Annotated in this window: 27 protein-coding genes, 1 other RNA gene and 1 riboswitch; of the genes, 14 read left to right on the forward strand and 14 right to left on the reverse strand. The window is 69.3% G+C overall.

The features are described from left to right. Positions 1-40: 40 nt before the first annotated feature. From WJ16_RS12580 to WJ16_RS12585, 3 genes are all read right to left on the reverse strand, one after another. Positions 41-454 carry a DoxX family protein gene (locus WJ16_RS12580; protein ID WP_069257330.1) on the reverse strand — a complete coding sequence of 138 codons (414 nt, stop codon included), beginning with the start codon at positions 452-454 and terminating at the stop codon, positions 41-43. 148 nt (positions 455-602) lie between these two features. Continuing rightward, the gene (locus WJ16_RS35275; RefSeq protein ID WP_167375370.1) at positions 603-743 is read right to left on the reverse strand and encodes a hypothetical protein; all 141 of its coding nucleotides are present in this window, start codon (positions 741-743) and stop codon (positions 603-605) included. An 82-nt stretch (positions 744-825) separates the two neighbouring features. After that, positions 826-2,328, reverse strand: a complete 1,503-nt coding sequence (locus tag WJ16_RS12585) for a cobyric acid synthase (protein WP_069257331.1) — start codon at positions 2,326-2,328, stop codon at positions 826-828. A gap of 74 nt (positions 2,329-2,402) precedes the next feature. On the opposite strand from WJ16_RS12585, the gene cobU reads away from it, so the two are divergent. The 4 genes from cobU to WJ16_RS12605 are packed head-to-tail and all read left to right on the forward strand — an operon-like array spanning position 2,403 to position 5,821. Then, positions 2,403-2,957 (forward strand): bifunctional adenosylcobinamide kinase/adenosylcobinamide-phosphate guanylyltransferase, encoded by a 555-nt coding sequence (gene cobU, locus WJ16_RS12590; RefSeq protein WP_069257332.1) that lies wholly within the window; start codon positions 2,403-2,405, stop codon positions 2,955-2,957. Continuing rightward, positions 2,951-3,895, forward strand: a complete 945-nt coding sequence (gene cbiB, locus WJ16_RS12595; RefSeq protein ID WP_069257333.1) for an adenosylcobinamide-phosphate synthase CbiB — start codon at positions 2,951-2,953, stop codon at positions 3,893-3,895. The genes cobU and cbiB overlap by 7 nt, the downstream gene beginning before the upstream one ends. After that, positions 3,888-4,907 (forward strand): threonine-phosphate decarboxylase CobD, encoded by a 1,020-nt coding sequence (gene cobD / locus WJ16_RS12600; RefSeq protein ID WP_069257334.1) that lies wholly within the window; start codon positions 3,888-3,890, stop codon positions 4,905-4,907. The genes cbiB and cobD overlap by 8 nt, the downstream gene beginning before the upstream one ends. Further along, positions 4,904-5,821 (forward strand): cobalamin-binding protein, encoded by a 918-nt coding sequence (locus tag WJ16_RS12605; RefSeq protein WP_069257335.1) that lies wholly within the window; start codon positions 4,904-4,906, stop codon positions 5,819-5,821. Before cobD ends, WJ16_RS12605 begins: the two co-directional genes overlap by 4 nt. A 105-nt stretch (positions 5,822-5,926) precedes the next feature. Here WJ16_RS12605 and cobC read toward each other — a convergent pair whose 3' ends face one another. Genes cobC through WJ16_RS12630 form a run of 5 tightly spaced genes read right to left on the reverse strand, consistent with a single transcriptional unit; the run spans position 5,927 to position 10,183 of the window. Then, a complete protein-coding gene (gene cobC, locus WJ16_RS12610) occupies positions 5,927-6,511 on the reverse strand; it encodes an alpha-ribazole phosphatase (protein ID WP_069257336.1) in 585 nt (194 codons plus the stop codon). Then, complete coding sequence (locus WJ16_RS12615) at positions 6,496-7,272, reverse strand: adenosylcobinamide-GDP ribazoletransferase (protein ID WP_069257337.1); 777 nt, start codon at positions 7,270-7,272, stop codon at positions 6,496-6,498. Before WJ16_RS12615 ends, cobC begins: the two co-directional genes overlap by 16 nt. Further along, positions 7,262-8,317, reverse strand: coding sequence for a nicotinate-nucleotide--dimethylbenzimidazole phosphoribosyltransferase (gene cobT, locus WJ16_RS12620; RefSeq protein ID WP_069258050.1), 1,056 nt, complete (start codon positions 8,315-8,317; stop codon positions 7,262-7,264). The genes WJ16_RS12615 and cobT overlap by 11 nt, the downstream gene beginning before the upstream one ends. Positions 8,318-8,369: 52 nt before the next feature. Then, positions 8,370-9,188 carry an ABC transporter ATP-binding protein gene (locus WJ16_RS12625; protein ID WP_069257338.1) on the reverse strand — a complete coding sequence of 273 codons (819 nt, stop codon included), beginning with the start codon at positions 9,186-9,188 and terminating at the stop codon, positions 8,370-8,372. Beyond that, positions 9,185-10,183 carry a FecCD family ABC transporter permease gene (locus WJ16_RS12630; RefSeq protein WP_069258051.1) on the reverse strand — a complete coding sequence of 333 codons (999 nt, stop codon included), beginning with the start codon at positions 10,181-10,183 and terminating at the stop codon, positions 9,185-9,187. The genes WJ16_RS12625 and WJ16_RS12630 overlap by 4 nt, the downstream gene beginning before the upstream one ends. Before the next feature lie 159 nt (positions 10,184-10,342). After that, positions 10,343-10,594, reverse strand: a riboswitch (cobalamin riboswitch). Positions 10,595-10,748: 154 nt separating this feature from the next. Between WJ16_RS12630 and WJ16_RS12635 the strand changes: the two genes are divergently transcribed. From WJ16_RS12635 to WJ16_RS12655, 5 genes are all read left to right on the forward strand, one after another. Then, positions 10,749-11,099: an ATPase gene (locus WJ16_RS12635; RefSeq protein WP_069257339.1), complete on the forward strand. Its 351-nt coding sequence runs from the start codon at positions 10,749-10,751 to the stop codon at positions 11,097-11,099. After that, a complete protein-coding gene (locus tag WJ16_RS12640) occupies positions 11,096-11,410 on the forward strand; it encodes a cell division protein ZapA (RefSeq protein ID WP_011352906.1) in 315 nt (104 codons plus the stop codon). Before WJ16_RS12635 ends, WJ16_RS12640 begins: the two co-directional genes overlap by 4 nt. Before the next feature lie 81 nt (positions 11,411-11,491). Beyond that, positions 11,492-11,673, forward strand: a non-coding RNA gene (ssrS, locus tag WJ16_RS12645) — 6S RNA. A 70-nt stretch (positions 11,674-11,743) separates the two neighbouring features. Continuing rightward, complete coding sequence (locus WJ16_RS12650; protein ID WP_069257340.1) at positions 11,744-12,205, forward strand: EVE domain-containing protein; 462 nt, start codon at positions 11,744-11,746, stop codon at positions 12,203-12,205. A 181-nt stretch (positions 12,206-12,386) separates the two neighbouring features. Then, positions 12,387-13,127, forward strand: coding sequence for an SIMPL domain-containing protein (locus tag WJ16_RS12655; RefSeq protein ID WP_069257341.1), 741 nt, complete (start codon positions 12,387-12,389; stop codon positions 13,125-13,127). 110 nt (positions 13,128-13,237) lie between these two features. Here the strand turns inward: WJ16_RS12655 and lgt are convergent, their stop codons facing one another. Together lgt and WJ16_RS12665 are read right to left on the reverse strand one after the other, a co-directional pair. Further along, the gene (lgt, locus tag WJ16_RS12660; protein WP_069257342.1) at positions 13,238-14,128 is read right to left on the reverse strand and encodes a prolipoprotein diacylglyceryl transferase; all 891 of its coding nucleotides are present in this window, start codon (positions 14,126-14,128) and stop codon (positions 13,238-13,240) included. An 89-nt stretch (positions 14,129-14,217) separates the two neighbouring features. Next, positions 14,218-15,132 (reverse strand): LysR family transcriptional regulator, encoded by a 915-nt coding sequence (locus WJ16_RS12665; protein WP_069257343.1) that lies wholly within the window; start codon positions 15,130-15,132, stop codon positions 14,218-14,220. A 134-nt stretch (positions 15,133-15,266) separates the two neighbouring features. Between WJ16_RS12665 and ilvD the strand changes: the two genes are divergently transcribed. Both ilvD and WJ16_RS12675 read left to right on the forward strand, forming a co-directional pair. Further along, the gene (ilvD, locus tag WJ16_RS12670) at positions 15,267-16,940 is read left to right on the forward strand and encodes a dihydroxy-acid dehydratase (protein ID WP_069257344.1); all 1,674 of its coding nucleotides are present in this window, start codon (positions 15,267-15,269) and stop codon (positions 16,938-16,940) included. 127 nt (positions 16,941-17,067) lie between these two features. Next, entirely contained in the window at positions 17,068-17,394 is a 327-nt protein-coding gene (locus tag WJ16_RS12675; RefSeq protein WP_069257345.1) for a c-type cytochrome, read from the forward strand. Positions 17,395-17,535: 141 nt separating this feature from the next. Here WJ16_RS12675 and WJ16_RS12680 read toward each other — a convergent pair whose 3' ends face one another. From WJ16_RS12680 to WJ16_RS12690, 3 genes are read right to left on the reverse strand one after another with little or no spacing between them, the layout of a single operon-like run. Next, complete coding sequence (locus WJ16_RS12680) at positions 17,536-18,303, reverse strand: DUF2486 family protein (protein WP_069257346.1); 768 nt, start codon at positions 18,301-18,303, stop codon at positions 17,536-17,538. 30 nt (positions 18,304-18,333) lie between these two features. Continuing rightward, positions 18,334-18,750 (reverse strand): DNA polymerase III subunit chi, encoded by a 417-nt coding sequence (locus tag WJ16_RS12685; RefSeq protein ID WP_069257347.1) that lies wholly within the window; start codon positions 18,748-18,750, stop codon positions 18,334-18,336. Positions 18,751-18,784: 34 nt separating this feature from the next. After that, positions 18,785-20,296 (reverse strand): leucyl aminopeptidase, encoded by a 1,512-nt coding sequence (locus WJ16_RS12690; protein ID WP_069257348.1) that lies wholly within the window; start codon positions 20,294-20,296, stop codon positions 18,785-18,787. 122 nt (positions 20,297-20,418) lie between these two features. On the opposite strand from WJ16_RS12690, the gene lptF reads away from it, so the two are divergent. Genes lptF through WJ16_RS12705 form a run of 3 tightly spaced genes read left to right on the forward strand, consistent with a single transcriptional unit; the run spans position 20,419 to position 23,073 of the window. After that, complete coding sequence (gene lptF, locus WJ16_RS12695) at positions 20,419-21,510, forward strand: LPS export ABC transporter permease LptF (protein ID WP_069257349.1); 1,092 nt, start codon at positions 20,419-20,421, stop codon at positions 21,508-21,510. Positions 21,511-21,513: 3 nt separating this feature from the next. Further along, complete coding sequence (gene lptG / locus WJ16_RS12700) at positions 21,514-22,662, forward strand: LPS export ABC transporter permease LptG (protein ID WP_069257350.1); 1,149 nt, start codon at positions 21,514-21,516, stop codon at positions 22,660-22,662. 27 nt (positions 22,663-22,689) lie between these two features. After that, the gene (locus WJ16_RS12705) at positions 22,690-23,073 is read left to right on the forward strand and encodes a sirohydrochlorin chelatase (RefSeq protein ID WP_069257351.1); all 384 of its coding nucleotides are present in this window, start codon (positions 22,690-22,692) and stop codon (positions 23,071-23,073) included. Positions 23,074-23,154: 81 nt separating this feature from the next. Here the strand turns inward: WJ16_RS12705 and cobA are convergent, their stop codons facing one another. After that, a complete protein-coding gene (cobA, locus tag WJ16_RS12710; RefSeq protein WP_069257352.1) occupies positions 23,155-23,904 on the reverse strand; it encodes a uroporphyrinogen-III C-methyltransferase in 750 nt (249 codons plus the stop codon). Positions 23,905-23,947 lie beyond the last annotated feature (43 nt).

Raw genomic sequence — 23,947 nt, forward strand, 5'->3', positions numbered from 1 at the left:
CCGGAACGGGTTGCGCCGTGCCGACGCGCTCGACGGTTGGTCAGGCACGCTGAACCGCCGCCTCCCGTGCGCCGAGCGCGAACGCCCCGCCGCCCAGCAGCGCCTGCACCGCGAGCGTGACGGCCCAGAACGCCGGATATTCCCAACCGCCGTGCGGCGACGCGAAGCTCCAGCCGTTCGGCAGATGCGTGGCGGTCGCGCCAAGCATGAACGGCAGCAGCACGAGCGCGGCGACGCGCACCCGGAAGCCCGCGAGCAGCGCCAGCCCGCCGGCCAGCTCGACGAACGTCGTCAGGTACGCGAGCCAGCCCGGCAGGCCGATCGACGCGAAGAACTGCGCGGTGCCGGGCAGCGTGAAGACGAACACCTTCTGCGCGACGTGCGCGAGGTACAGCACGCCGAGTGCGACGCGCAGCAGCGTGGCGGCGAAATCATTGTAGCGATTGGGGTTCATGGCGAATTCCTTCGAATGAGTGGAGTGAATGGACTGCACTCTATTCGAATCGATTCGGTCGATAAACGCGTCGATTCGCTTTCACTGATTCCTTAAAGGAATGAATCGGAGCGTAAAAAGGGGCATGACCGATCATGCCCCTCGATCGTTAGTAGCCGCTCTTGCCTTGCGCGGCGTCGCCCGAACCGGACTGGCCGCCGCCCGGCGCGTACGAATCGCACGCGTGCGCGATCGCCGACGCGCCCAGCAGCGCCGCGAGCAGCACGGTCCACCACCATCGAGCCTTCATCGTCGTACTCCTCCGGACGGACCTCCGCCCTCCTGTGTTGTACGCGGTTCGGCGGAAAAAGCGAGGACGGCCCGGCAACCGGTCAACGAAACTCGGCGGACAGCGCGTCGAGGTCGAGATGGCTCGCGAACGTGTCGGCCAGCCGTTCGAGCGATGCCTCGCGCAGTGCCGGGTAGTCGATGCGTTGTGCGCCGTCGAGGCCGGCCCATGCGAGCAGTGCGGTGCACGCGTCGGGCGCGTCGAACAGCCCATGCACGTAGGTCGCGAGGATCTGGTCATCGGCAGACACCGCGCCGTCGCGGCGGGTGCCGCCCTGCGCGGCATCGGCGGCCAACGTCAGTGCGGGCGACGCGAGCGCGGGCCCGCGCGTGTCGCCCATGTGGATCTCGTAGCCGCGCACCGCGGCCCCGCCCGGCAGCGCGAGCTGCCCGGTCACGTTCTTCAGCGTCTTGTCGGGCTGCAGCGTCGTGTCGAAATCGAGCAGGCCGAGCGCCGGCACGCTGCCGGGCGCCCCTTCGAGGCCGAGCGGGTCGTCGAGCGTGCGGCCGAGCATCTGCATCCCGCCGCAGATGCCGATCACCTTGCCGCCGTAGCGCAGATGGCGACGGATCAGCGTGTCCCAGCCCGCGTCGCGCAGCCATGCGAGGTCGCGCTGCACGCTCTTCGAGCCGGGCAGGATCAGCAGGTCGGCATCCGGCACCGGGCCGCTCTTCCAGTACGTGAATTCGACCTGCGGATGCGCGCGCAGCGGATCGAAATCGGTGTGGTTGCTGATGCGCGGTAGCGCCGGCACGACGACGCGCAGCACGCCGGCGTCGCCGCGTGCGGCCGCGCTGCGCGCCTGCGCGGGCAGCATGTCCTCGGCGTCGAGCAGCAGGCCGTGCAGGTACGGCAGCACGCCGAACACCGGCTTGCCCGTCTGCGCGCGCAGCCAGTCGAGCCCCGGTTCGAGCAGCCTGATGTCGCCGCGGAAGCGGTTGATCACGAAGCCGCGCACGCGCGCGCGCTCGCTGTCCGACAGGCACGCGAGCGTGCCGACCAGGTGCGCGAACACGCCGCCGCGGTCGATGTCGGCCACCAGCACGACGGGGCAGTCGACGCGCTCGGCAAAACCCATGTTCGCGATGTCGCCGTCGCGCAGGTTGATTTCGGCCGGGCTGCCGGCGCCCTCGACGATCACCGTGTCGTAACCGGCGCGCAGGCGCGCGTACGACTCGAGCACCGCGTCGAACGCGACCGGCTTGTAGTCGTGATATGCGCGCGCGTCGAGGTTCATGCGCGCCTTGCCGTGAATGATCACCTGCGCGCCGCGATCGCTCGTCGGCTTCAGCAGCACGGGGTTGAAATCCGTATGCGGCGCGACGCCCGCTGCGAGCGCCTGCAGTGCCTGCGCGCGGCCGATCTCGCCGCCGTCGGCCGTCACCGCGCTGTTGAGCGCCATGTTCTGCGGCTTGAACGGCGCAACGCGCGCGCCGGCGCGGCGCGCGAGCCGGCACAGGCCCGCGACCAGCGTGCTCTTGCCCGCATCGGACGTCGTGCCCTGGATCATCAGCGTGCCGCGAAGCCGCGGTTCGGGTGCATTCATCGTGTCAGGATCGTCGCCAAGCAAAGGCCGCATTATCCCCCGCGCCGCGATGCCCGCGCCGTTACAATCACGCGATGATTCCGCACGACCTCACCTTCGTCCTCGGCGGCGCGCGCTCGGGCAAGAGCGCGCACGCCGAGCGGCTCGCCGCCGACAGCGGCCGCCCCGTCACCTACATCGCAACCGCGACCGCCGCCGACGACGAATTCGCGCGACGCATCGCGCACCATCGCGCGCGCCGGCCGGCCGACTGGGGGTTCGCCGACGCCCCCGTCGACCTCGCCGGCACGCTCGCACGGCTCGACGATCCGCAGGCGTGCCTGCTCGTCGACTGCCTGACGCTGTGGCTCACGAACCTGCTGTGCCCGGCCGACGGCGAACCGCTCGACGACGCGCAATACGCCGCACAGGCCGACCGGCTCGAACACGCATTGCGCGGCGCGCGCGCGAAGGTCATCGTCGTCAGCAACGAGATCGGGCTCGGCGTCGTGCCGCTCGGGTCGGTCACGCGCCGCTACGTCGACGAACTCGGGCGCCTGAACCAGCGCGTCGCCGCGCTCGCGACGCACGTGACGCTGCTCGTCGCCGGGCTGCCGCTCGACCTGAAGCCGGGAGCGCCGTCATGCTGATGCTGTCGCTGCCCGTCGTCGCGATGTTCGCGGTCGCGGCCGCGATCGTCGACCGCGCGATCGGCGAACCTGCCGGCTGGCATCCGCTCGTCGCGTTCGGCCGCATGGCCGCACGCATCGAAGGCGCACTGAACACCGGCCGGCGCGGCCGCGTGGTCGGCGTCGCCGCGTGGATCGCGGCGGTCGTGCCGCCGGTCGCCGTCGCCGCATGGCTCGCGGCCGCGCTGCCGTGGCCGCTCGCGGCCGCGCTGCACATCGCGCTGCTGTGGTTCGCGCTCGGCGCGAAAAGCCTCGCCGACCACGTCGCGCCGATCGCGGCCGCGTTGCTGCGGCATGATCTCGGCGCCGCCCGCGCGCTGACCGCGCGGATCGTGTCGCGCGACACGAGCGATGCGGACGAAGGCGCGCTGTCGCGCGCGGCTGTCGAATCGGCACTCGAGAACGGCAACGACGCGATCTTCGGCGCGCTGTTCTGGTTCGTCATCGCGGGCGGCCCCGGCGCGCTGCTGTTCCGGCTCGCGAACACGCTCGACGCGATGTGGGGCTACCGCACGCCGCGCTTCCTGACCTTCGGCTGGGCCGCCGCGCGCCTCGACGACGCGCTGAACTGGATTCCCGCGCGCCTCACGGCCGCGAGCTACGCGCTGCTCGGCGACACGGCCGCCGCATGGCGCTGCTGGCGCACGCAGGCACGCCACTGGGACAGCCCGAACGCAGGCCCGGTGATGGCTGCCGGCGCCGGCAGCCTGAACGTGCAGCTCGGCGGCCCGGCCGTCTATCACGGCGAAATCGAGGATCGACCGGCGCTCGGCACCGGCGCGGCGGCAAGCGCCGTCCACATCGTCGCCGCGCTGTCGCTCGTCACGCGCACGCTGGCCCTGTGGCTCGCGCTGCTGGTCGCGAGCGGCGCACTCGTCATGGCCACCCATCATGTCTGATACCCGCATCGCGCACGGCGGCAACCTGCACGAAGCCGCCCGCCGCCACGGCATTCCGTACGACGCGTGGCTCGACCTGTCGACCGGCATCAATCCGGTCGGCTACCCGGTCCCGCCCGTCCCGGCCGACGCATGGCGCCGCCTGCCCGACGACGGCGACGGCCTCGCAGCCGGCGCCGCGCAGTACTACCACGCACCCGACCCCGCGCACGTGCTGCCGGTGGCCGGCAGCCAGGCCGCGATCCGCGCGTTGCCCGCGTTGCTGCCGCCCGGCGACGCCGGCGTCGCCGCGCTCGCGTACGGCGAATACGCGCCGGCCTTCGCGCGCCACGGCCATCGCGTCGTCGCGCTCGACATCGGCATGGATACGCTGCCTGCCGCGTTGCGCCACGTCATCGTCGGGAATCCGAACAATCCGACCGCCGAGTGCGTACCGACCGGGCGCCTGCTCGGCTGGCATGCGCAACTGGCGGCGCGCGGCGGCACGCTGATCGTCGACGAGGCGTTCGCCGATACGGGCGCGACGCCATCGCTCGCACCGCGGGTCGACCTCCCCGGCCTCGTCGTGCTGCGTTCGGTCGGCAAGTTCTTCGGGCTCGCCGGCATCCGCGCCGGCTTCGTGCTCGCCTGCCCCGACCGGATCGTCGCGCTGCGCGACATGCTCGGTGCGTGGACGGTCGGCGGCCCCGCCCGCCACGCGGTCGCCGCCGCATTCGCCGATCGCGCATGGCAGGCCGCCGCGCGCGAACGGCTCGCGGCCGACGGCGAACGGCTGGCCGCGCTGCTGCGCGCGCACGGCTTCGCGGTTCGCGCGACACCGCTCTTCAGCTGGACCGACGATCCGCGCGCCGCGGCGCTGCATGCGGCGCTCGCGGCACGCGGCATCTGGACGCGGCACTTCCCGACGCCGTCGAGCGTCCGTGTCGGCCTGCCGGGCAGCGAAGCCGAATGGCAGCGCCTGGGCGACGCGCTCGCACACTGCGTGCCGCTGCTGCGACAGGAATCCGCATGAATGCGCGCATGATTCGCCGGCTCGCGCCGGTCGCGATGCTGACCGCTCTCGCTCACGCACCGCTCGCCCACGCCGATGTCGCGGCGCGCGACGACACCGGCAATACCGTCACGCTGGCGGCGCCCGCGCAACGCGTGATCAGCCTCGCTCCGCACGCGACCGAACTGATCTACGCGGCCGGCGGCGGCGCGAAGCTCGTCGGCACCGTCACGTACAGCGACTATCCGCCCGCCGCGCAGGCCATACCGCGCGTCGGCGACAACAAGGCGCTCGACCTCGAGCGGATCGCCGCGCTGAAGCCCGACCTGATCGTCGTCTGGCGGCACGGCAACGCCGAGCGGCAGACCGACGCGCTGCGCGCGCTGCACATCCCGCTGTTCTTCAGCGAGCCGAAGCATCTCGACGACGTGTCGTCATCGCTGCGCCGGCTGGGCACGCTGCTCGGCACGCAAGCGGCTGCCGATGCGGCCGCGGCCGCCTATGCGCGCGACATCGCAGCGCTGCGCACGCGTTACGCGGCGAAAGCGCCCGTGACGATGTTCTTCCAGGTATGGGACCGGCCGTTGATGACGCTCAATGGCGCGCACCTGATCAACGAGGTGATCGAGCTGTGCGGCGGCCGCAACGTCTTCGCGTCGCTCAAGCCGCTCGTGCCGACCGTCACCGACGAGGCCGTGCTCGCGGCGAATCCGGAAGCGATCGTGACGACGAGCGCCGGTGCGACCCGTTCGAACGAACCGCTGCCGAGCCTCGCGCGCTGGCGCGCTTGGCCCGCGCTGACGGCCGTCGCGCGCAACAACCTGTTCGCGATCGACGGCGATCTGCTGACGCGGCCGTCGCCGCGGATCGCACAGGGCGCGGCCGCGCTGTGCGAAGACCTCGATACCGCACGGACCCGGCGGCAGGCGCGCTGATGTCCGGCTGCTTGCGCGTTCGTCGCGCGCCGGTGCATGCTGCGCCCAGTGCACGACGCGAGAGCTGCTACACGCAGCGTCGTTCGCATGCTCGCGCCGTTGCGCCTATTCGTCCCAGTGCACGACGTCCCACGTTCGCGTGTCGCCATCCGCGCGCAGCCAGACGATACCGCCGGTCGGCACGGGCCGCGACAACAGCGTATCGAGCGGCACGCGCAGGACATGCGATGCAAACGCGCGGATCACGCCCGCGTGCGTGACCGCCCATTGCGGGCGGCCGAACCGCGCCACCGCATCGGCCTGCCGCGCGATCCGCGCGGCGAACCGCGCCACGCTTTCGCCGCCATGCGCGCACGCATGCATCAGGTCGGCCGCCCACGCGTCGAGCGCCGCGCGGCCGATATCGTCCCAGCGTTGCAGTTCCCACGCGCCGAAATCCATCTCCTGCCAGCCCGCATCGCACCGCAGCGGCACGTCGCATGCGTGCGCGAGCCGTTCGGCCACCGACGCGCAGCGTGTCAGCGGGCTCGTCCAGACCTGTTCGGGCAGCGGTGCGCGGCAGGCCGACAGGCGCTCGCGCACGGCCTGCGCGCCGGCGCCGGCCGAGGCGGCGAGCGGCACGTCGCTGCGTCCATAGCAGATGCCCGGCTCGACGCCGACGGCCGGATGACGGATCAGGACGACGTCCATCCGAGCACCACGAGATAAATCGCCAGTTCGCACAGTTGCTGCGCGAAGCCGAGACAATCGCCCGTATAACCGCCGATCCGCTTCACGAAATAGCGGGCGGCCCACGCGCGCACGAGCACGAGCGCGACACATGCGACGACACCCATGCGCCAGTCGGGCCAGAACAGCCACGGCAAGCCGAAGAGCGCCGCGACGCACGCCGCGCGTGCGCCCAGCCGTTGCGCGACCGGTTTCGCCTTGCCTTCCGGCCGCACGTAGTCGAGCGTCATCAGCAGGCTCACCGCCGCCGCGCGGCTCGCCGCGTGCGCGGCGATCATCGTCCATGCGGCGCGCAGCGGCAGCATCGACGCAAGCGCCTGCCACTTCAGTCCAAGCGAGATCACGAGCGCGACCGCGCCGAACGTGCCGATCCGCGAGTCGTGCATGATGCGCAGCACGTCGTCGCGCGTATAGCCGCCGCCGAACGCATCGCAACTGTCGGCCAGGCCGTCCTCGTGAAAGGCGCCCGTTGCGAGCAGCGTGGCGGCCATCGACAAGCCGACCGCGATCGACGACGGCAGCGCGCGCAGCGCGACGAGATAGACGAGCGCGCCCCATGCGCCGACCCATGCGCCGACGAGCGGGAAATAGCGTGCGGCCTGGTCGAGATCGCCTGCCGCATAGCCGATCGAGCGCGGCACGGGCACGCGCGTGAAGTAGCCGAGCGCGACGAAGAAGTAGCGCAGTTCGGCCTTCACACCGCGCGCGCGATCAGGCGTCACGATTGTCGACGCCGGCGGATTCGAAGCTCGCCATTTCCGTGAGGAACGCGGCCGCCGCGCGCACGAGCGGCAGCGCGAGTGCTGCGCCGGTGCCTTCGCCGAGCCGCAGGTCGAGCGCGAGCAGCGGCTTCGCGCCGAAATGTTCGAGCATGCGCCGGTGGCCGGCCTCGTGCGACGTATGCGAGAACACGCAGTAATCGCGCACGCCGGGCGCGATGCGCTCGGCGACGAGCAGCGCGGCGGTCGCGATGAAGCCGTCGACGAGGATCGTCATCCGCGCGCTCGCGGCCGCGAGATACGCGCCCGTCATCATCGCGATCTCGAAGCCGCCGAACGTCGCGAGCACGTCGAGCGGCGCGATCGCGTGCGAGTGCTTGACGAGCGCGCGGCCGAGCACCGCGCGCTTGTGCGCGAGGCCCTGATCGTCGAGGCCCGTGCCGCGCCCGACGCAGGCGTCGATCGGCACGCTCAGCAGGCGGCTCATCAGGCACGCGGCCGACGACGTGTTCGCGATCCCCATCTCGCCGAAGCCGATCACGTTCGTGCCGAGCGACGCATGCAGGCGCACGCGCGCCGCGCCGGCGGCGAGCGCCGTCATCGCGTCGTCGCGCGTCATCGCCGGCTCCATCGCGAAGTTGCGCGTGCCGCGCGCGACCGGCAGCGACACCAGCCGGTCGGACAGCGGCAACGGCGACGCAACGCCCGCATCGACGATCTCGAGCGTGCACTGCGCGACACCCGAGAACGCGTTGATCGCCGCGCCGCCCGCGAGGAAGTTCGCGACCATCTGCGCGGTCACCGCTTGCGGATAGGGACTCACGCCCTCGGCGGCAATCCCGTGATCGCCCGCGAACACGATCATCACCGGACGCTGCACGACCGGCCGCTCGGTGTGCTGGATCAGGCCGATCTGCAGCGCGATCGCCTCGAGGTGGCCGAGGCTGCCGGGCGGCTTGGTCTTGTGGTCGATCACGTGCTGCAGGCGCTTGCGCAACGCGTCGTCGAGCGGCGCGATCGCGGGCGGGAAAGGGGTCGGGGTCGTCATCGAGAAGCCGGGTCGTTGGCGCGGCAGGCGCCGCGCATCGAAAAAGGAAACGTCATTGTCGCTCGGGCCACGCCGGCAGCAGCGCATCGCGGCCGTTCTCGCGGATCAGCACGAGCGGATAGCCGAACGCATCGCTCGCGCGCTCGGGCGTCAGCACGTCGTGCACCGGGCCGGCCCACGCGTGGCCGCGGCCGTCGAGCAACAACGCATGCGTCGCGAAGCGCCGCGCGAGATTCAGATCATGGCATGAGAACAGCACCGTGCGCGGGCCCGTGTCGAGCCACGCGGCCAGCGCGCTCAGGCAACCGATCTGGTGATGCAGGTCGAGATGCGCGAGCGGCTCGTCGAGCAGCATCAACGGCGCGTCCTGGCACAGCGTCGCAGCCAGCGCGACGCGCTGCCGCTCGCCGCCGGACAGCGACAGCACGTCGCGCGACGCGAGCGCGCTCAGGTCGAACGCCGCCAGCGCGTCGCGGGCGGCCGCGCGGTCGCCGTCGCGCTCCCAGCCCCAGCCGCCGAGATACGGAAAGCGGTTGAGCAGCACCGTGTCGAACACGGTCGCGCTGAAGGCGTCGTGCAGTTGCTGCGGCATCAGCGCGCGGCGCTGCGCAAGCTGCGCGGGCGGCCATGCGGCCAGCGGCCGGCCGTCGATCTCGACCTGTCCGCCGGCCGGCGGCTGCAGCCCCGCCAGGGTCGCAAGCAGCGTCGTCTTGCCCGCGCCGTTCGGCCCCGCGACGCACCAGATCTCGCCGGGACGAAACGCCCCGTTGAAGCCGTCGAGCAGCGTGCGCGCGCCGGCCTTCAGCGTCAGGTCGACGGCCGCGTAACTCGTCGGGCCGCCGGCAGCGGCAGGCAGTGCGGCGCGCGTCATCGCATCGGTCTCCTCAACAACATCCACAGGAACACCGGCACGCCGATCAACGCGGTCATCACGCCGACCGGCAGTTGCGCGGGCGCGATCGCGGTGCGGGCGAGCAGGTCGGCCGCCATCACGCCGCCGCCGCCCGCGAGCATCGCAGCCGGCAGCAGCATCCGCTGGTCGTTGCCGAACGCGAGCCGCAGCGCGTGCGGCACGACGAGGCCGACGAAGCCGATCGTGCCGGCCGTCGTCACCGCGGCCGCGGCGGCCAGCGACGCGACGAGATAGATCCGCACGCGCAGCCGCGCAACGGGCACGCCGAGCGCGAGCGCGGTCGCGTCGCCGCGCAGCAGCACGTTCAGTTGCGGCGCGGCCGGCAGCGCGACGCAAGCGGCCAGCAACAGCGCGCCCCACGCGAACCACGGCGCGCTCACGCCGTTCAGGTCGCCCGTCAGCCAGAAGATGATTCCGCGCAGCCGTGCATCGGGCGCGAGCGACAGCAGCAGCGTGACGAGCGCGCCCCACCCTGCCGCGATCACGACGCCCGTGAGCAGCAGCCGCGGCGATGCGTCGCGCGCGTCGCCGCGCCCCAGCTCGCGGCGCGCGAGGCCGAGCACGAGCGCGACCGACACGAGCGAGCCGGCGAACGCCGATGCGTCGACGAGCCACCATGCGCCGCCCGCGATCATCGCGACGAGCGCGAAGCCCGCCGCGCCGCCCGACACGCCGAGCACGTACGGCTCCGCGAGCGGATTGCGCAACAGCACCTGCAGCAGCGCGCCGGCCAGCGCGAGCAACGCGCCGCATGCAAAGCCCGCGAGCGCGCGCGGCAGGCGCAGCGTGCGGACGATGTCGGCGAACAGCGCGTCGCCGCCATGCGGCACGAGCGACGCGAGCGCCTGCCACGGCGACATCGGTACGCTGCCGATCGACAGCGACGCGACGAACAGCAGCGCGACCGCGGCGGCCAGCGCGCCCCAGATCGCGGCGGCGCGTGCGGCGCTCATGCCGCGCACGCCGCCGCCCACGACGTGCGGCGCGCGCGCTTGCGACGGGCGGCCGGTCGTGACGTGAACGTCGCGCGGACGATTGGGGTCAGCATCGAAGAAGATTCCGTGAAGCGTGGCGCGCCCCGCCTCCCCGCGGGCCGCGCGTCATGAAGCCCGTGCGGGCTCCCCGTCTCGGCCGGTATCCGGGCTGGCGGCGGTCCGGCTCGCCTTCCCGCGCGATGACGCGCAGTGGCCCGCGTCGCGCGTACGACACCTGTACGCGAAACGCGCCCGAGCCGGCCTGCGTCACCGGACGCGGCCGCTTACCGTTGCGGGGGCAGCGCAGGTTGGCGGGCGTCCGGCGCCCACACCCTGCTTCCCGTTTAACCGCGCGTTGCACGCGCGAGCACCGAGGCGGCGCCAGTTTAGGAGCGGGTCGCGCGAGCGTCAAGGAAGCGTCCGGACACGCACGGCAAGCGCCGATTCGCGGCAAGAAGCCGGGGTGTTACGACTGGAAACGTTACAGATGTCGGATTGCGCGTTATTCCGCGCTAAAATGCTGGGTCTTTAGAGGACGCAGCAAATGCTCAACGAACTCGAAACCCTATCTCAAAATATTGGCCGTCTGATTTCGCTGAACAAGCGCTATCACTCGGAACGGCTCGCGCTCGAGGAGCAGGTCGCGCAAATGCGCGCGGAAGCGGACGCCGTCCGCGCGGAACTCGAGCAACTGCGCGACGAGCGCAATGCGCTCGCGGCCGAGCGCGACACGCTGTCGGCGAAGATCGACGACGCCCAGGTGAAACTGAACGCGATCCTCGAAAAACTGCCGCGCTCGAAAAGCGCGGAGCAGGCCGACAACCAGCTCGACCTGCTGGATGCGCAGGCGGGTGCGGATGGCGATGACGCGGCCAGCCACGGAGAACATGCATGAGCACCAAGCAGATCGAAGTCTCGATTCTCGGTCAGGCCTATCGGCTCGCCTGCTCGGCCGAGACCGAAGCGGCGCTGCTCGAAGCGGTCGCGCGTGTCGACGCCGAAATGTCGAAAATCCGCTCGAACAGCTCGGTGCGCGGCACCGATCGCATCGCCGTGATGGCGGCGCTGTCGCTCGCGTCCGAATTGCTGCGCCTGCAAACGAGCGTGCGGCACGGTGAAGCATTTCCGGCGGAGGAAATCCGTCGTACAATGCACCAGATGAACGAACAGCTCGGCGCGGTGCTCGCACAGCACGAAACCCAGTAACGTTTCAGTCGATGCGTCGATTCCCCTTGATCTCGGCGATCAACGGTGGTCAAATTGGCGCATCGAATCACAGTTCAGTCAGCTTCCCTGCCTGGTTCGCCAAGGTCATATATTCCTTGAACCAATGCCATGTGCACGGTTGCGGAAATTTGTAGCACGGGCGCGCGCGTCACTCTGTCTGATGTACCCGAAGTGCTGCTAACTGCGACCAATTCTGAACCTCAGGTTCAGGATGCCGGCCTAGCGGCCAAGGCGGGGGCCTATCCAACGGCATCGGGCGGAGCCCGGTGCCGTTTTCTTTTGTAGCAGCCCTTTCTGCGTCGATCACGATCCATGCAATACTGGCTGATGAAGTCCGAACCGGACGAAGCAAGCATCGATGATCTCGCCAACGCACCGCAGCGCTCGCTGCCGTGGACCGGCGTGCGCAACTATCAGGCGCGCAATTTCATGCGCGACACGATGAAGATCGGCGACGGCGTGCTGTTCTATCACTCGAGTTGCGCCGAGCCGGGCATCGCGGGCCTCGCCGAAGTGTCGTCGACGCCCTACCCCGATCCCACGCAGTTCGATCCGAAAAGCCCCTATTACGATCCGAAGTCGACCCACGAAGCGCCGCGCTGGCTGCTCGTCGACGTGCGCTACGTGAAAAAATCGCCGCTCGTGCCGCTCGCCGCGCTGCGCGAACACGACGAACTCGCCGACATGCGCGTGCTCGCACGCGGCAACCGGCTGTCGATCACGCCGGTCACGCGCGCCGAATGGCGATTCATCACCGAAAAGCTGATGAAGTAGGCGCGCGCCAAAGGTCAAATCTGGTCAGTACGCCCCATCGCCGTGGAACTCGCGGCCCATTCGCGCGGCCTAAGCAACCGCTGTCGGCCGATCGGGCCGGCTGTCGTTCTTTTCGTCGCGCGGGTCGCCCGCGTCGTGTACGCGCGATCCGCGTGCACGCCCTCGCACAAGGAGTCCAACAATGACCAAGAAATCCGCACTCGCGCTGTCGCTCGCCCTTGCCGCCGCCGTGCCCGTCGCGCTGACGCTCGCGTCGCCCGCCGCGCACGCGCAGGCCGCGAATCCGCACTTTCCGGAGCCGGCGGGCGTGCTGTCGCTGTCGTCGCAAGCCAGCGCCGACGTGCCGCAGGACATCATCCACATCACGCTGTTCTACGAACAGCAAGCCAAGGATCCGGGCAGCCTCACCGCACAGCTGAACCAGCGCGCCGATGCCGCGCTGTCGCAGGCGAAGGGCGTATCGGGCGTCACCGCGCACACGGGCGCGTTCTCCGTCTATCCGAGCACCGATCGCGACGGCAAGATCTCCGCATGGCGCGGCCGCACCGAAGTTGCGCTCGAATCGCGCGATTTCGCCGCGGCGTCGAAGCTCGCAGGCCAGCTGTCGAATCTGATGCAGGTCGCGAACGTCGAGTTCTCGCTGTCGCCCGAAGCCCAGCGTGCGGCCGAACAGAAGCTCACGACCGAAGCGATCAAGTCGTTCCGCGCCCGCGCCGACGAAGCCGCGAAGGCATTCGGTTACAGCAGCTACACGATCCGCGACGTGAACGTCGGCAGCGGCCGCAACGTGCAGCCGTACACGCGCATGATGGCGATGGCCGCGGCGCCGATGGACAGCGCCAAGATGAGCGCACCGATCGCGGTCGAAGGCGGCAAGGCCACCGTGTCGGTCACCGTCAACGGCTCCGTGCAGATGAAGTAACGCACGTCCCGCAGCAGTCCGAAATGAAAACGCCGGCCCGAGGGCCGGCGTTTTTTTATCGACTGCAGGTTGCCGATGCACGCGCCGATCGCGCGTGCATCGGCATCGCATCATGCAGCGGCGTTCGCCGTGCGGCGGCGATACGCCCAGACCATCAGCGCGACACCCGCGAGGATCATCGGCAGCGACAGCCACTGCCCCATCGACAGACCGAGCGCGAGCAGGCCGAGGAAGTCGTCGGGCTCGCGCGCGAATTCGACCGTGAAGCGCGCGAGACCGTAGCCGATCAGGAACAGCGCGGACACGGCGCCCATCGGCCGCGACTTGCGCGCGAAGAAGAACAGCGCGAAGAACAGCACGATGCCCTCGAGCGCGATTTCATAGAGCTGCGAAGGATGGCGCGGCAGCATCTGGTATTGCATGAACACGTCGGCGAGATGCCACTTCTCGACGAGTTCCGGATGCTTCGGCAGCCACGCCGCATCGTCGCGCATCGCGCCCGGGAACAGCATCGCCCACGGTGCCGTCGGGTCGGTCACGCGGCCCCACAGCTCGCCGTTGATGAAGTTGCCGAGTCGGCCGGCTGCGAGGCCCGTCGGCACCATTGGCGCGACGAAATCGGTGACCTGCAGCCAGTGGCGCTTGCGCTGCCATGCGAACAGCACCATCGCGAGCGTCACGCCGAGAAAGCCGCCGTGGAACGACATGCCGCCTTCCCACACCTTGAACACGTCGAGCGGATGCGAGAAGTAGAAATCGGCCTTGTAGAACAGCACGTAGCCGAGCCGGCCGCCGAGCACGGTGCCGAGCACGCCGTAGAACATCATGTCGTCGATGTCCTTCGCGGTCCAGCCCTGCGCGGCCACATGCGGCAGCTTCAGGCGGATCCGGCCGACGACGATCGCCGCGATGAAGCCGACGAGATACATGAGCCCGTACCAGCGCACGGCCAGCGGCCCGAGATGGATCGCAACGGGGTCGAAATTCGGGTGAATGATCATGGGTTAGCGAAGAAGTTTTCGAATGCGGTACGGCCGTCGCACACGCGCCGCACCGCGCGTTGGACGGCACCGGCGCGGCATCGTTCACGTCACGTGCCGAGCGCCTGCTCGCGCACGATGTCGATGAAGCCGGCCAGCACGGGGCTCACGTCGCCGGTGCGCCACACGAGGCCCGTCTCGACGACCGGCGCATGACCCGCGAGCGGCCGGTAGACCACGCCGGTGCGCCGCAGGTTACGCAGCGATTGCGGCACCAGTGCGACGCCCATGCCGGCCGACACGAGGCTGACGATCGTCTGCATCTGGATCGCCTCCTGGCCGATGCGCGGAGTTTCCCCCGCCGCGCCGTAGCAGCCCGTAATGATGTCATAAAAGCCGGGCGCCAAACGACGCGGAAAGATCACGAGCGGCAACGCGGCGACCTCGGCGAGATGAACGGGCTCGTCGTCGGGCGCGTCGCTCGCCGCCGCCGGCATCGCCACCACCAGCGGTTCGCGCACGACGGGCAGGTACGACAGCGCGGCCGCGTGGCGCGGCGGCACCGGCGGAATGACGAGCCCCGCGTCGCTGCGGCCGGCGACGATATCGTCGATCTGCACGTCGCTAGTCGCCTCGGTGAGCCGCAGCCGCACCTGCGGATAGCGCGCGCCAAACGCCCGCAGCAGCGCAGGCAGCAGCCCGTAATCGGCGGTCGACACGAACGACAGCGACAGCGAGCCGGCCTCGCCGCGCGCGAGCCGTCCCGCGAGCGGCGGCAACGCATCGGCCAGCTCGAGCAGCCGGCGCACGTCGGGCAACAGCGCCGCGCCGACCGCCGTCAGCGCCACCGAACGCTTGGTGCGCACGAACAGCGCGACGCCGAGCGTGTCCTCGAGCGCGCGGATCGCCTGCGACAGCGGCGGCTGCGTCATCGACAGGCGCTCGGCCGCGCGGCCGAAATGGCGCTCGTCGGCGACGGTCGTGAAATAGCGCCATTGACGCAGGTCGGGCGTCGGATCGGCCATGCAGTTCTCATTCGGAAAACGACTTAATAAGCGACAAATAATATATTGGACATCCCAATCCGGAAACGCCATTCTTGAACGATCCGAACCGGCGCGCCGTTCCCGGCGTCGCCCAGACAACGATGGAGTCCCCCATGGCTTACAACCGCCGCTCGCAGCACATCACGCAAGGCGTGGCCCGTTCGCCGAACCGCTCGATGTATTACGCACTGGGCTACCGGAAGGACGATTTCGACAATCCGATGATCGGCATCGCGAACGGCCATTCGACGATCACGCCGTGCAATTCCGGCCTGCAGCGCCTGTCCGACGCGGCGGTGGCGGCCGTGAAGGCGGCCGGTGCGAACCCGCAGATCTTCGGCACGCCGACGATTTCGGACGGCATGTCGATGGGCACGGAAGGGATGAAGTATTCGCTGGTGTCGCGCGAAGTGATCGCCGACTGCATCGAGACCTGCGTGCAGGGGCAGTGGATGGACGGCGTGGTGGTGGTCGGCGGCTGCGACAAGAACATGCCCGGCGGCATGATCGCGCTCGCGCGCCTGAACGTGCCGGGCATCTACGTGTACGGCGGCACGATCCGCCCCGGCAACTGGAAAGGCCGGGATCTGACGATCGTGTCGTCGTTCGAGGCGGTCGGCGAATTCACCGCGGGGCGGATGTCGCAGGAGGATTTCGAAGGGATCGAGCAGAACGCCTGCCCGACGTCGGGCTCGTGCGGCGGGATGTATACCGCGAACACGATGAGTTCGTCGTTCGAGGCGCTCGGCATGTCGCTGCTGTATTCGTCGACGATGGCGAACCCCGACCAGGAGAAGGTCGATTCGGCCGCCGAATCGGCGCGCGTGCTGGTCGAAGCCGTGAAACGCGACCTGAAGCCGCGCGACATCATCACGAAGGAATCGATCGAGAACGCGGTGTCGGTGATCATGGCGACCGGCGGCTCCACGAACGCGGTGCTGCACTATCTCGCGATCGCGCACGCGGCCGAGGTCGACTGGACGATCGACGATTTCGAGCGCATCCGCCGGCGTGTGCCGGTGATCTGCGACCTGAAGCCGTCGGGGAAGTACGTCGCGACCGACCTGCATCGGGCCGGCGGGATTCCGCAGGTGATGAAGATCCTGCTCGACGCCGGGCTGCTGCACGGCGACTGCATGACGATCACCGGCCGCAAGATCGCCGACGAGCTGAAGGACGTGCCGGGTGTGCCGCGCGCGGACCAGGACGTGATCTTCCCGATCGACCGCGCGCTGTACAAGGAGGGCCACCTGGCCATTCTGAAGGGCAATCTCGCGGAAGACGGCGCGGTCGCGAAGATCACCGGCCTGAAGAACCCGGTGATCACGGGCCCCGCACGCGTGTTCGACGACGAGCAGAGCGCGATGGACGCGATTCTCGGCGACCGGATCCGCGCAGGCGACATCCTCGTGCTGCGCTATCTCGGCCCGAAGGGCGGCCCCGGCATGCCGGAAATGCTCGCGCCGACGTCCGCGATCATCGGCAAGGGACTCGGCGAATCGGTCGGCTTCATCACGGACGGCCGCTTCTCGGGCGGCACCTGGGGCATGGTGGTCGGCCACGTCGCGCCCGAAGCGTTCGTCGGCGGCACGATCGCACTCGTGCAGGAAGGCGACTCGATCACGATCGACGCGCACCGGCTGCTGCTGCAGTTGAACGTCGACGACGCGGAACTCGCGCGCCGTCGCGCCGCCTGGCAACCGCCGGCGCCGCGCTACACGCGCGGCGTGCTCGCGAAATTCGCGGCGCTCGCGCGGCCCGCGAACCAGGGCGCCGTCACGGGTTGACGCGGGCGCGCCGCATCATGCGCCACCGGCAAACATGGCCGCCGGGGGAACGCGCAAAACGTGCGTTCCCTTTGCTTTTATAATGCGCGGACCATGAAGCCGGCCGTCCCCGCCGGCGGAGAACCGCATGAAACACACGATATTGCGCGTCCTGCTCGCCGCGCTGCTGATCGGCAGCGCGGCGGCGGCGCGCGCCGACCACGCCGACGGGCTCGCGCTCGCGCAGCACAAGAACTGCATGGCCTGCCACGCGATCGGCAAGCCGCTGATGGGCCCGTCGTTCCACGACATCGCCGGCAAGTATGCGGCGCGCGTCGACGCCGTCGACTACCTTGCCCAATCGATCGTGAAAGGCAGCGTCGGCGTATGGGGCAGCGTGCCGATGCCCGCCAATACGCAATTGACGAACGCCGAAGCGCACACGCTCGCGCAATGGGTGCTGTCGGTGCGCTGAGGCGAGTGCCCCCGGGCGGACGGAAAGAGTCGCTACCGCCGTGCCGGTTTCCGCCGACAGGCAACCTTGACCCTGGCCAACCGGCACTTCGCCGGTCCTTGTTAGAACCGCGCCCCGTTTTTCATCGGAACGACCGCGCGCTCAACCGGAATGACCGGCTCGGCGGCGTGCAATCTCTTCGTCGACCGCGTCGCGAACCCAATCCATGACCTCGGTTTCGAGCGCCAGCGCCACCTCACGCGTGATCTGGCCGACCAGCCAGGCCGAATGCTCGTGCAGCGCGTCGCGGCAGCGAGCCTCGATCGCGTCGCGCCCTTCCCCGGTCAGATAATTCGTCAGTCGATTGCGCAGACGCTCGGCGACGTGCTGCGCATCTTCCGGCGTCAGCCCGGCTGCCGCCGGTGCGTCCGGCTGCGGCGGCACGGCTGCCGGAACGAGGGCCGCCGACACGTGCGCTTCATGCGGATGCGCGGCCGCCTCGTGCGCGATCTCGGCGAACGCGTGCTGCCGCCCATCGTCGCCGGCCAGCGACGAGCGCAGCGGCGCACGCATCGCCGCCGAATCTTCGGCGACCACATGCTCCGCTGCACCCGGTTCTGCCGGCGCATCGGTCTCGCCCGTCGACGCCGCGGCAGCCGTTGCGACGTCGCCCGGCACTTCGACGGCCGGCACGTACGGCGTCGGCACGGGCTCGACCACGACGGAATCGGGTTCGAACCCGCTTTGCATCGAATCGCCCGGCGCCGCGGTCGCGGCATGCGGCGGTGCGATCACGTCGGTGAGCACTGGAATCGCCGCGCCGGCCGGCGACTGCGGCGTGTGGGGCGCAGGCGCGCGCGCCGGCACCGGCTTGCCCGGCACCAGCACGTCGGTCAGTGTCGGGATCGAGGATGAATCGGCTTCTGTCACGGGAACACTCCACTGCGCCGGCGGTTGCGGCTAGCTGCCCTGCTTGTAGTTGTTCAGCGCGTAGCCGCGGTCGCGGTAGAACCGGTAGCGGTCGCGGCCCGCGGCCAGCTCGTCCGGCGCATTGCCGACCACTTCGAGCAGGCGCTCGAAGCGGGCGAACTGCGCGGGCACGGCCGCGCCGAGGTTCAGCAGCACGTGATGATGCGGTGCACGATCGAGATCCGCGGCCAGCACGATCGGCGTGTCGGCGGCATGCTCGCTGTCGACACCGCAATGCGGGATGAAATCGAGCGGCGAGAACGTCCAGAGCCGCTCGTCGAGCGCGCGCAGGCGCGCGGGCTCGGCGAGCACGACGACCGGCTGCCCGGCCTGGTAGGCCTTGCGCAGCAGCCGGCACGCGTACGCGAGCGAATCGCCGACGTTCGAGTGGAAATCGATCCGCGTCATTGCCCGCGCACCCGCAGCGTCGTCGACACCGCCATCACTGGCCGGCGCGGTCGATCAGGAACTGCGCGAGCAGCGGCACCGGACGGCCCGTCGCGCCCTTCGCGGCACCACCCTTCCATGCGGTGCCCGCGATGTCGAGGTGGGCCCACGGATAGCTGTCGGTGAAGCGCGACAGGAAGCACGCGGCCGTCACGGCGCCGGCCGGGCGCCCGCCGATGTTCGCGAGATCCGCGAAATTCGACTTCAGCTGATCCTGGTACTCGTCGTCGAGCGGCATGCGCCAGGCCGGGTCGTTCGCCTCGCGCGACGCGTCGAGCAGTTCGCCCGCGAGCGCGTCGTTCGTCGAGAACAGGCCGCTGTTGTGGCCGCCCAGCGCGATCACGCACGCGCCCGTCAGCGTCGCCACGTCGATCACCGCGGCCGGCTTGAAGCGCTCGGCGTACGTGAGCGCGTCGCACAGGATCAGACGGCCTTCGGCGTCGGTGTTCAGCACCTCGATCGTCAGGCCCTTCATGCTGGTGACGATGTCGCCCGGCTTCGTCGCATTGCCGCCCGGCATGTTCTCGCAGGTCGGCACGATCGCGACGACGTTGATCTTCAGGCCCATTTCGGCGACCGCCCGGATCGTGCCGAGCACGGAACCGGCGCCGCACATGTCGTACTTCATCTCGTCCATGCCTTCACCCGGCTTCAGCGAGATGCCGCCGGTGTCGAACGTGATGCCCTTGCCGACCAGCACGACCGGCGCGGCCTTCGCGGCGGCGCCCTGGTAGTGCAGCACGATGAACTGCGGCGGCTCGACCGACGCGCGCGCGACCGACAGGAACGAGCCCATCTTCAGCGCCTGGATCTGCTTGAGCCCGAGCACTTCCGCCTTCAGGCCCCAATCCTTCGCGATCTTCTTCGCGGTGTTGCCGAGGTAGGTCGGCGTGCAGACGTTGCCCGGCAGGTTGCCGAGGTCGCGGGTGAGATCCATCCCGTTCGCAAGCGCGACGGCCTGCTTGACCGCGACCTTCGCGGCCTTGTCGTCGGACGGATCGACGCTGAACACGACGCGCTTGAGCGTGTGCGACGCCGGTTCCGGCTTGCTCTTCATCTGCGTGAAGCGGTAGGTCTCGTTGCGCAGCGCGAGAATCGCCGCGCGCACGCCCCAGTCGGAGCTGCGCTCGTCGACCGGCAGCTGCGCGAGCGTGAACGTGACCTGGACGACCTTGGTCGCCAGCAGCGCGCGCCAGGCGGCCGTCACCGCATCGTTGTAGGCTTTCTGATTGAAAGCATCCTGCTTGCCGAGGCCGACGAGCAGCACGCGCGACGCGCCGATGCCCGATACTTCGTGCAGGAACAGCGTCTTGCCGCGCTTGCCGTCCATGTCGCCGGCCTTCACCACGCGCGAAATCAGCCCCTTGGTGGCCGTGTCGATGTCGAGCGCCGCGCCCGAGAGGGTTTGCGCCTCGAAAATGCCGAGCACGATGCAGTCGGACTTCCCGGTCAGGAACCCCTTGGCCTCGCCTTTGCTCCAATCACAGCCTTTTATGCTAAAGTCCATCGCGCTTGTCCTCGGATAAAATCTGGGCTAAGGATGAAAGCCGCAATTATCCGCTATTTTTCCCGTGGCGGCGCGAGCGCTCCACCACGCGTGCGCCGCCTCCCGCCCTCTTCTCATCAAGAATGATCTTCGAACGCTCCCTCCAGCGCGAGCTTGCGTATACGGCTGGCGCCGTGTTCATGGTGCTGCTCACGATCATGCTCACGACGATGATGATCCGCATCGTCGGCTATGCCGCGTCCGGTGAAATCGATCCGCGGGACGTCCTCGTGCTGATCGGCCTCACCGTGATCGGCTACCTCGCCGTGATGCTCGTCGTCACGCTGTTCGTGTCGATCCTGTTCGTGCTGACCCGGTGGTACCGGGATTCCGAAATGGTCGTGTGGCTCGCGTCGGGCGTGAGCCTCACGCGCCTCATCAAGCCGATCGGCGTGTTCGCCACGCCGATCGTGCTGCTGATCGCGTTCTTCGCGTTCGTCGGCTGGCCGTGGTCGAACCAGCAAAGCAAGATGATCAAGGCGCGCTTCCAGCAGCGCGACGAAATCTCGCTGCTCGCGCCGGGCCAGTTCCGCGAGTCGGCGTCGAACCACCGCGTGTTCTTCATCGAGAAGATGACGCCGGACCAGAGCAAGGTGCAGAACGTGTTCGTGACCTCGACCGAGAACGGCAAGGTCAACGTGGTCGTGTCGCAGACGGGGCACACCGAAACGCGCGACGGCAGCCGCTTTGTCGTGCTCGAGGACGGCCGCCGCTACGACGGCACGCCCGGCCAGCCGAACTTCAAGATCATGGAGTTCGAGCGCTACGGCGTGAAGATCACGAGCACGCCGGTCACCAACGTGCAGACCACCAACAGCACGCCGACACCCGACCTGCTGCGCAACCCGACGAAGGACAACCTCGCGGAATTCGCGTGGCGCGCGGGGCTGCCGCTGATCGCGATCAACCTGATGGTGCTCGGCATTCCGCTGTCGTACCAGAACCCGCGCCGCAGCCGCACGATCAACCTCGTGATGGCCGTGCTGATCTACCTCACGTACTCGAACCTGCTGAACGTCGTGCAGTCGCAGATCGAGCAGGGCAAGATGTCGTTCGGCGTCGGGCTCGTGGGCCTGCACCTGATCGTCGCGGCGATCGTCGCGTTCATCTTCTGGTTGCGCGTGCGCAATCGTCCGCTGTTTACACGCGCGCTGTTCGGCCGCTCGGGAGCATGATCGATGCGGCTCTATGAAAAATACTTCGCGCGGCAGATCTACGTCACGTTCGTCTTCATCCTGTTCGCGTTCTCGGGCCTGTTCTTCTTCTTCGACCTGATCAGCGAACTGAACTCGGTCGGGCACGGCAACTACAAGTTCGGCTATGCGGTACTGCGCGTGGCGCTGCAGACGCCGTCGCGCTTCTACGAAATCATCCCGGTCGCCGCGCTGATCAGCGCGATCTACGTGTTCGCGCAAATGGCCGCGAACTCGGAGTTCACGATCTTTCGCGTATCGGGCCTCGCGACCAACCAGGCGCTGCGCTCGCTGCTGAAGATCGGCGTGCCGCTCGTGATCGTCACCTATCTGATCGGCGAATTTGTCGGCCCGTACGCCGACCAGCTGTCCGAACGCGTGCGGCTGCAGGCGCTCGGCGCGTCGGTGTCGTCGAACTTCCAGTCGGGCGTGTGGGTGAAGGACACGCTCGCGGCGCGCGAAAACGGCGAGCAGGTCACGCGTTTCGTGAACGTCGGCAGCCTGTCGCCCGACTCGACGATCAGCAACGTGCGCATCTACGAATTCGATTCGAAATTCCAGCTGCGCAACGTGCGCATCGCGCAGACGGGCCGCTACGAGCCGCCCGGCCACTGGCTGCTGAAGGGCGTCACCGAGACCGAACTGACGCCGATCAAGCCGATCAGCGGCCAGCCGGCCGACGCGCTGAACCCCGTCTACCGGTCGCAGCAGGTGTCGCTGCCCGAATACCGGCTGCGTTCGGACCTGACGCCGCAGATCCTGTCGGTGCTGCTCGTGTCGCCGGAACGCATGTCGATCATCAACCTGTTCCGCTACATCCAGCACTTGCGCGAGAACCAGCAGGACACGCAGCGCTACGACATCGCGCTGTGGCGCAAGCTGCTGTATCCGTTCGCGGTGTTCGTGATGCTCGTGCTGTCGCTGCCGTTCGCGTACCTGCATACGCGTGCGGGCGTGGTCGGCGTGAAGGTGTTCGGCGGCATCATGCTCGGCATGAGCTTCCAGCTCCTCAATACGCTGTTCTCGCACATCGGTACGCTGAACACGTGGCCCGCGCCGCTCACCGCGGCGACCCCGGGCCTGATCTATCTCGCGCTCGGCCTGTTTGCACTCAAGTGGGTCGACCGGCACTGAGCGCCGCGTCACGACGGAGGCTTCGACATGCATTCGCACGGCATCGTCCTGTTCGGCCACGGCGCCCGCGACCCGCGCTGGGCCGAGCCGTTCGAGCGGCTCGCCGCGCGGCTGCGCGGCGCCGGCTCCCCTGCGGCCCACGTGTCGCTCGCGTTCCTCGAACTGATGACGCCGTCGCTCGCTGACGCCGTCGCAGCGCAGGTCGCGGCCGGCTGCGCGCGCATCACCGTGGTGCCCGTGTTCTTCGGCCAGGGCGGCCATGTCCGCCGCGACCTGCCGCAACTCGTCGACGCATGCCGCGCCGCGCATCCGGGCGTCGAGATCCGCTGCGCGACGGCCGTCGGCGAAGACGACGGCGTGCTCGACGCGATTGCACGCTACTGCATCGACCAGCTCGGCGACGACGCGTAAGCCACGCGATCGCGGCCCACAAAGAAAAAGCGCCGGCTTCCGCCAGCGCTTTTTTCGTTTCGGACGCCGGCAGGCGCCCGCTCAGGCCGCATTCCGCAGCGTATCGCCCGCTTTCGCCTGCCCGGCGCGCTCGGCGAACGCGTCGCCGATCATCAGCAGGCTCGGCTCCGCGGGATCGAGCCACGCCTGTGCATCGCCTGCCGCCATCTGCGCGAGCGTCAGCGTCAGCGTGCGCTCGCGCGCGGTGCTGCACGCCTCGACGATCGCCACGGCGGTGGCCGGCGCGCGGCCTGCGTCGATCAGTTCCTGCGCGATGCCGGGCGCGCTGTCGCGGCCCATGTAGTAGACGATCGAGTCAGCGCGCGCGGCCTCGCGGATCTCGTCGCTGCCGGGTGCGCGGCTGTGCGTCGCGAACGCGACGCTGCGCGACACGCCGCGCAACGTCAGCGAACGCTTCAGCGTCGCGGCGCCGGCCAGCGCCGCGGTGATGCCCGGCACGACCTCGTAGTCGATGCCGGCCGCTTCGAGCGCGCGCATTTCCTCTTCGGCGCGACCGAACAGCATCGGGTCGCCGCCCTTCAACCGCACCACGCACGCGTACTCGCGCGCCGCATCGACGATCTGCTTGTTGATGAAGTGCTGCGCGGTCGAGCGCTGCCCGCAGCGCTTGCCGACCGCGATCCGGCGCGCATTCGGCGCGTAGTCGAGCATCGCGGGCTCGACGAGCGCGTCGTGCAGCACGACGTCCGCCTGCTCGAGCAGCCGCGCGCCGCGCACCGTGATGAGGTCGGCCGCGCCCGGCCCTGCTCCGATCAGATACACCTTGCCCATGTTTGTCGCTTCGCCTTCCAGCGGGCGTCGGCTCCGGCCCGCG

Source organism: Burkholderia metallica, from assembly GCF_001718555.1.
Taxonomy (GTDB): Bacteria; Pseudomonadota; Gammaproteobacteria; order Burkholderiales; family Burkholderiaceae; genus Burkholderia; species Burkholderia metallica.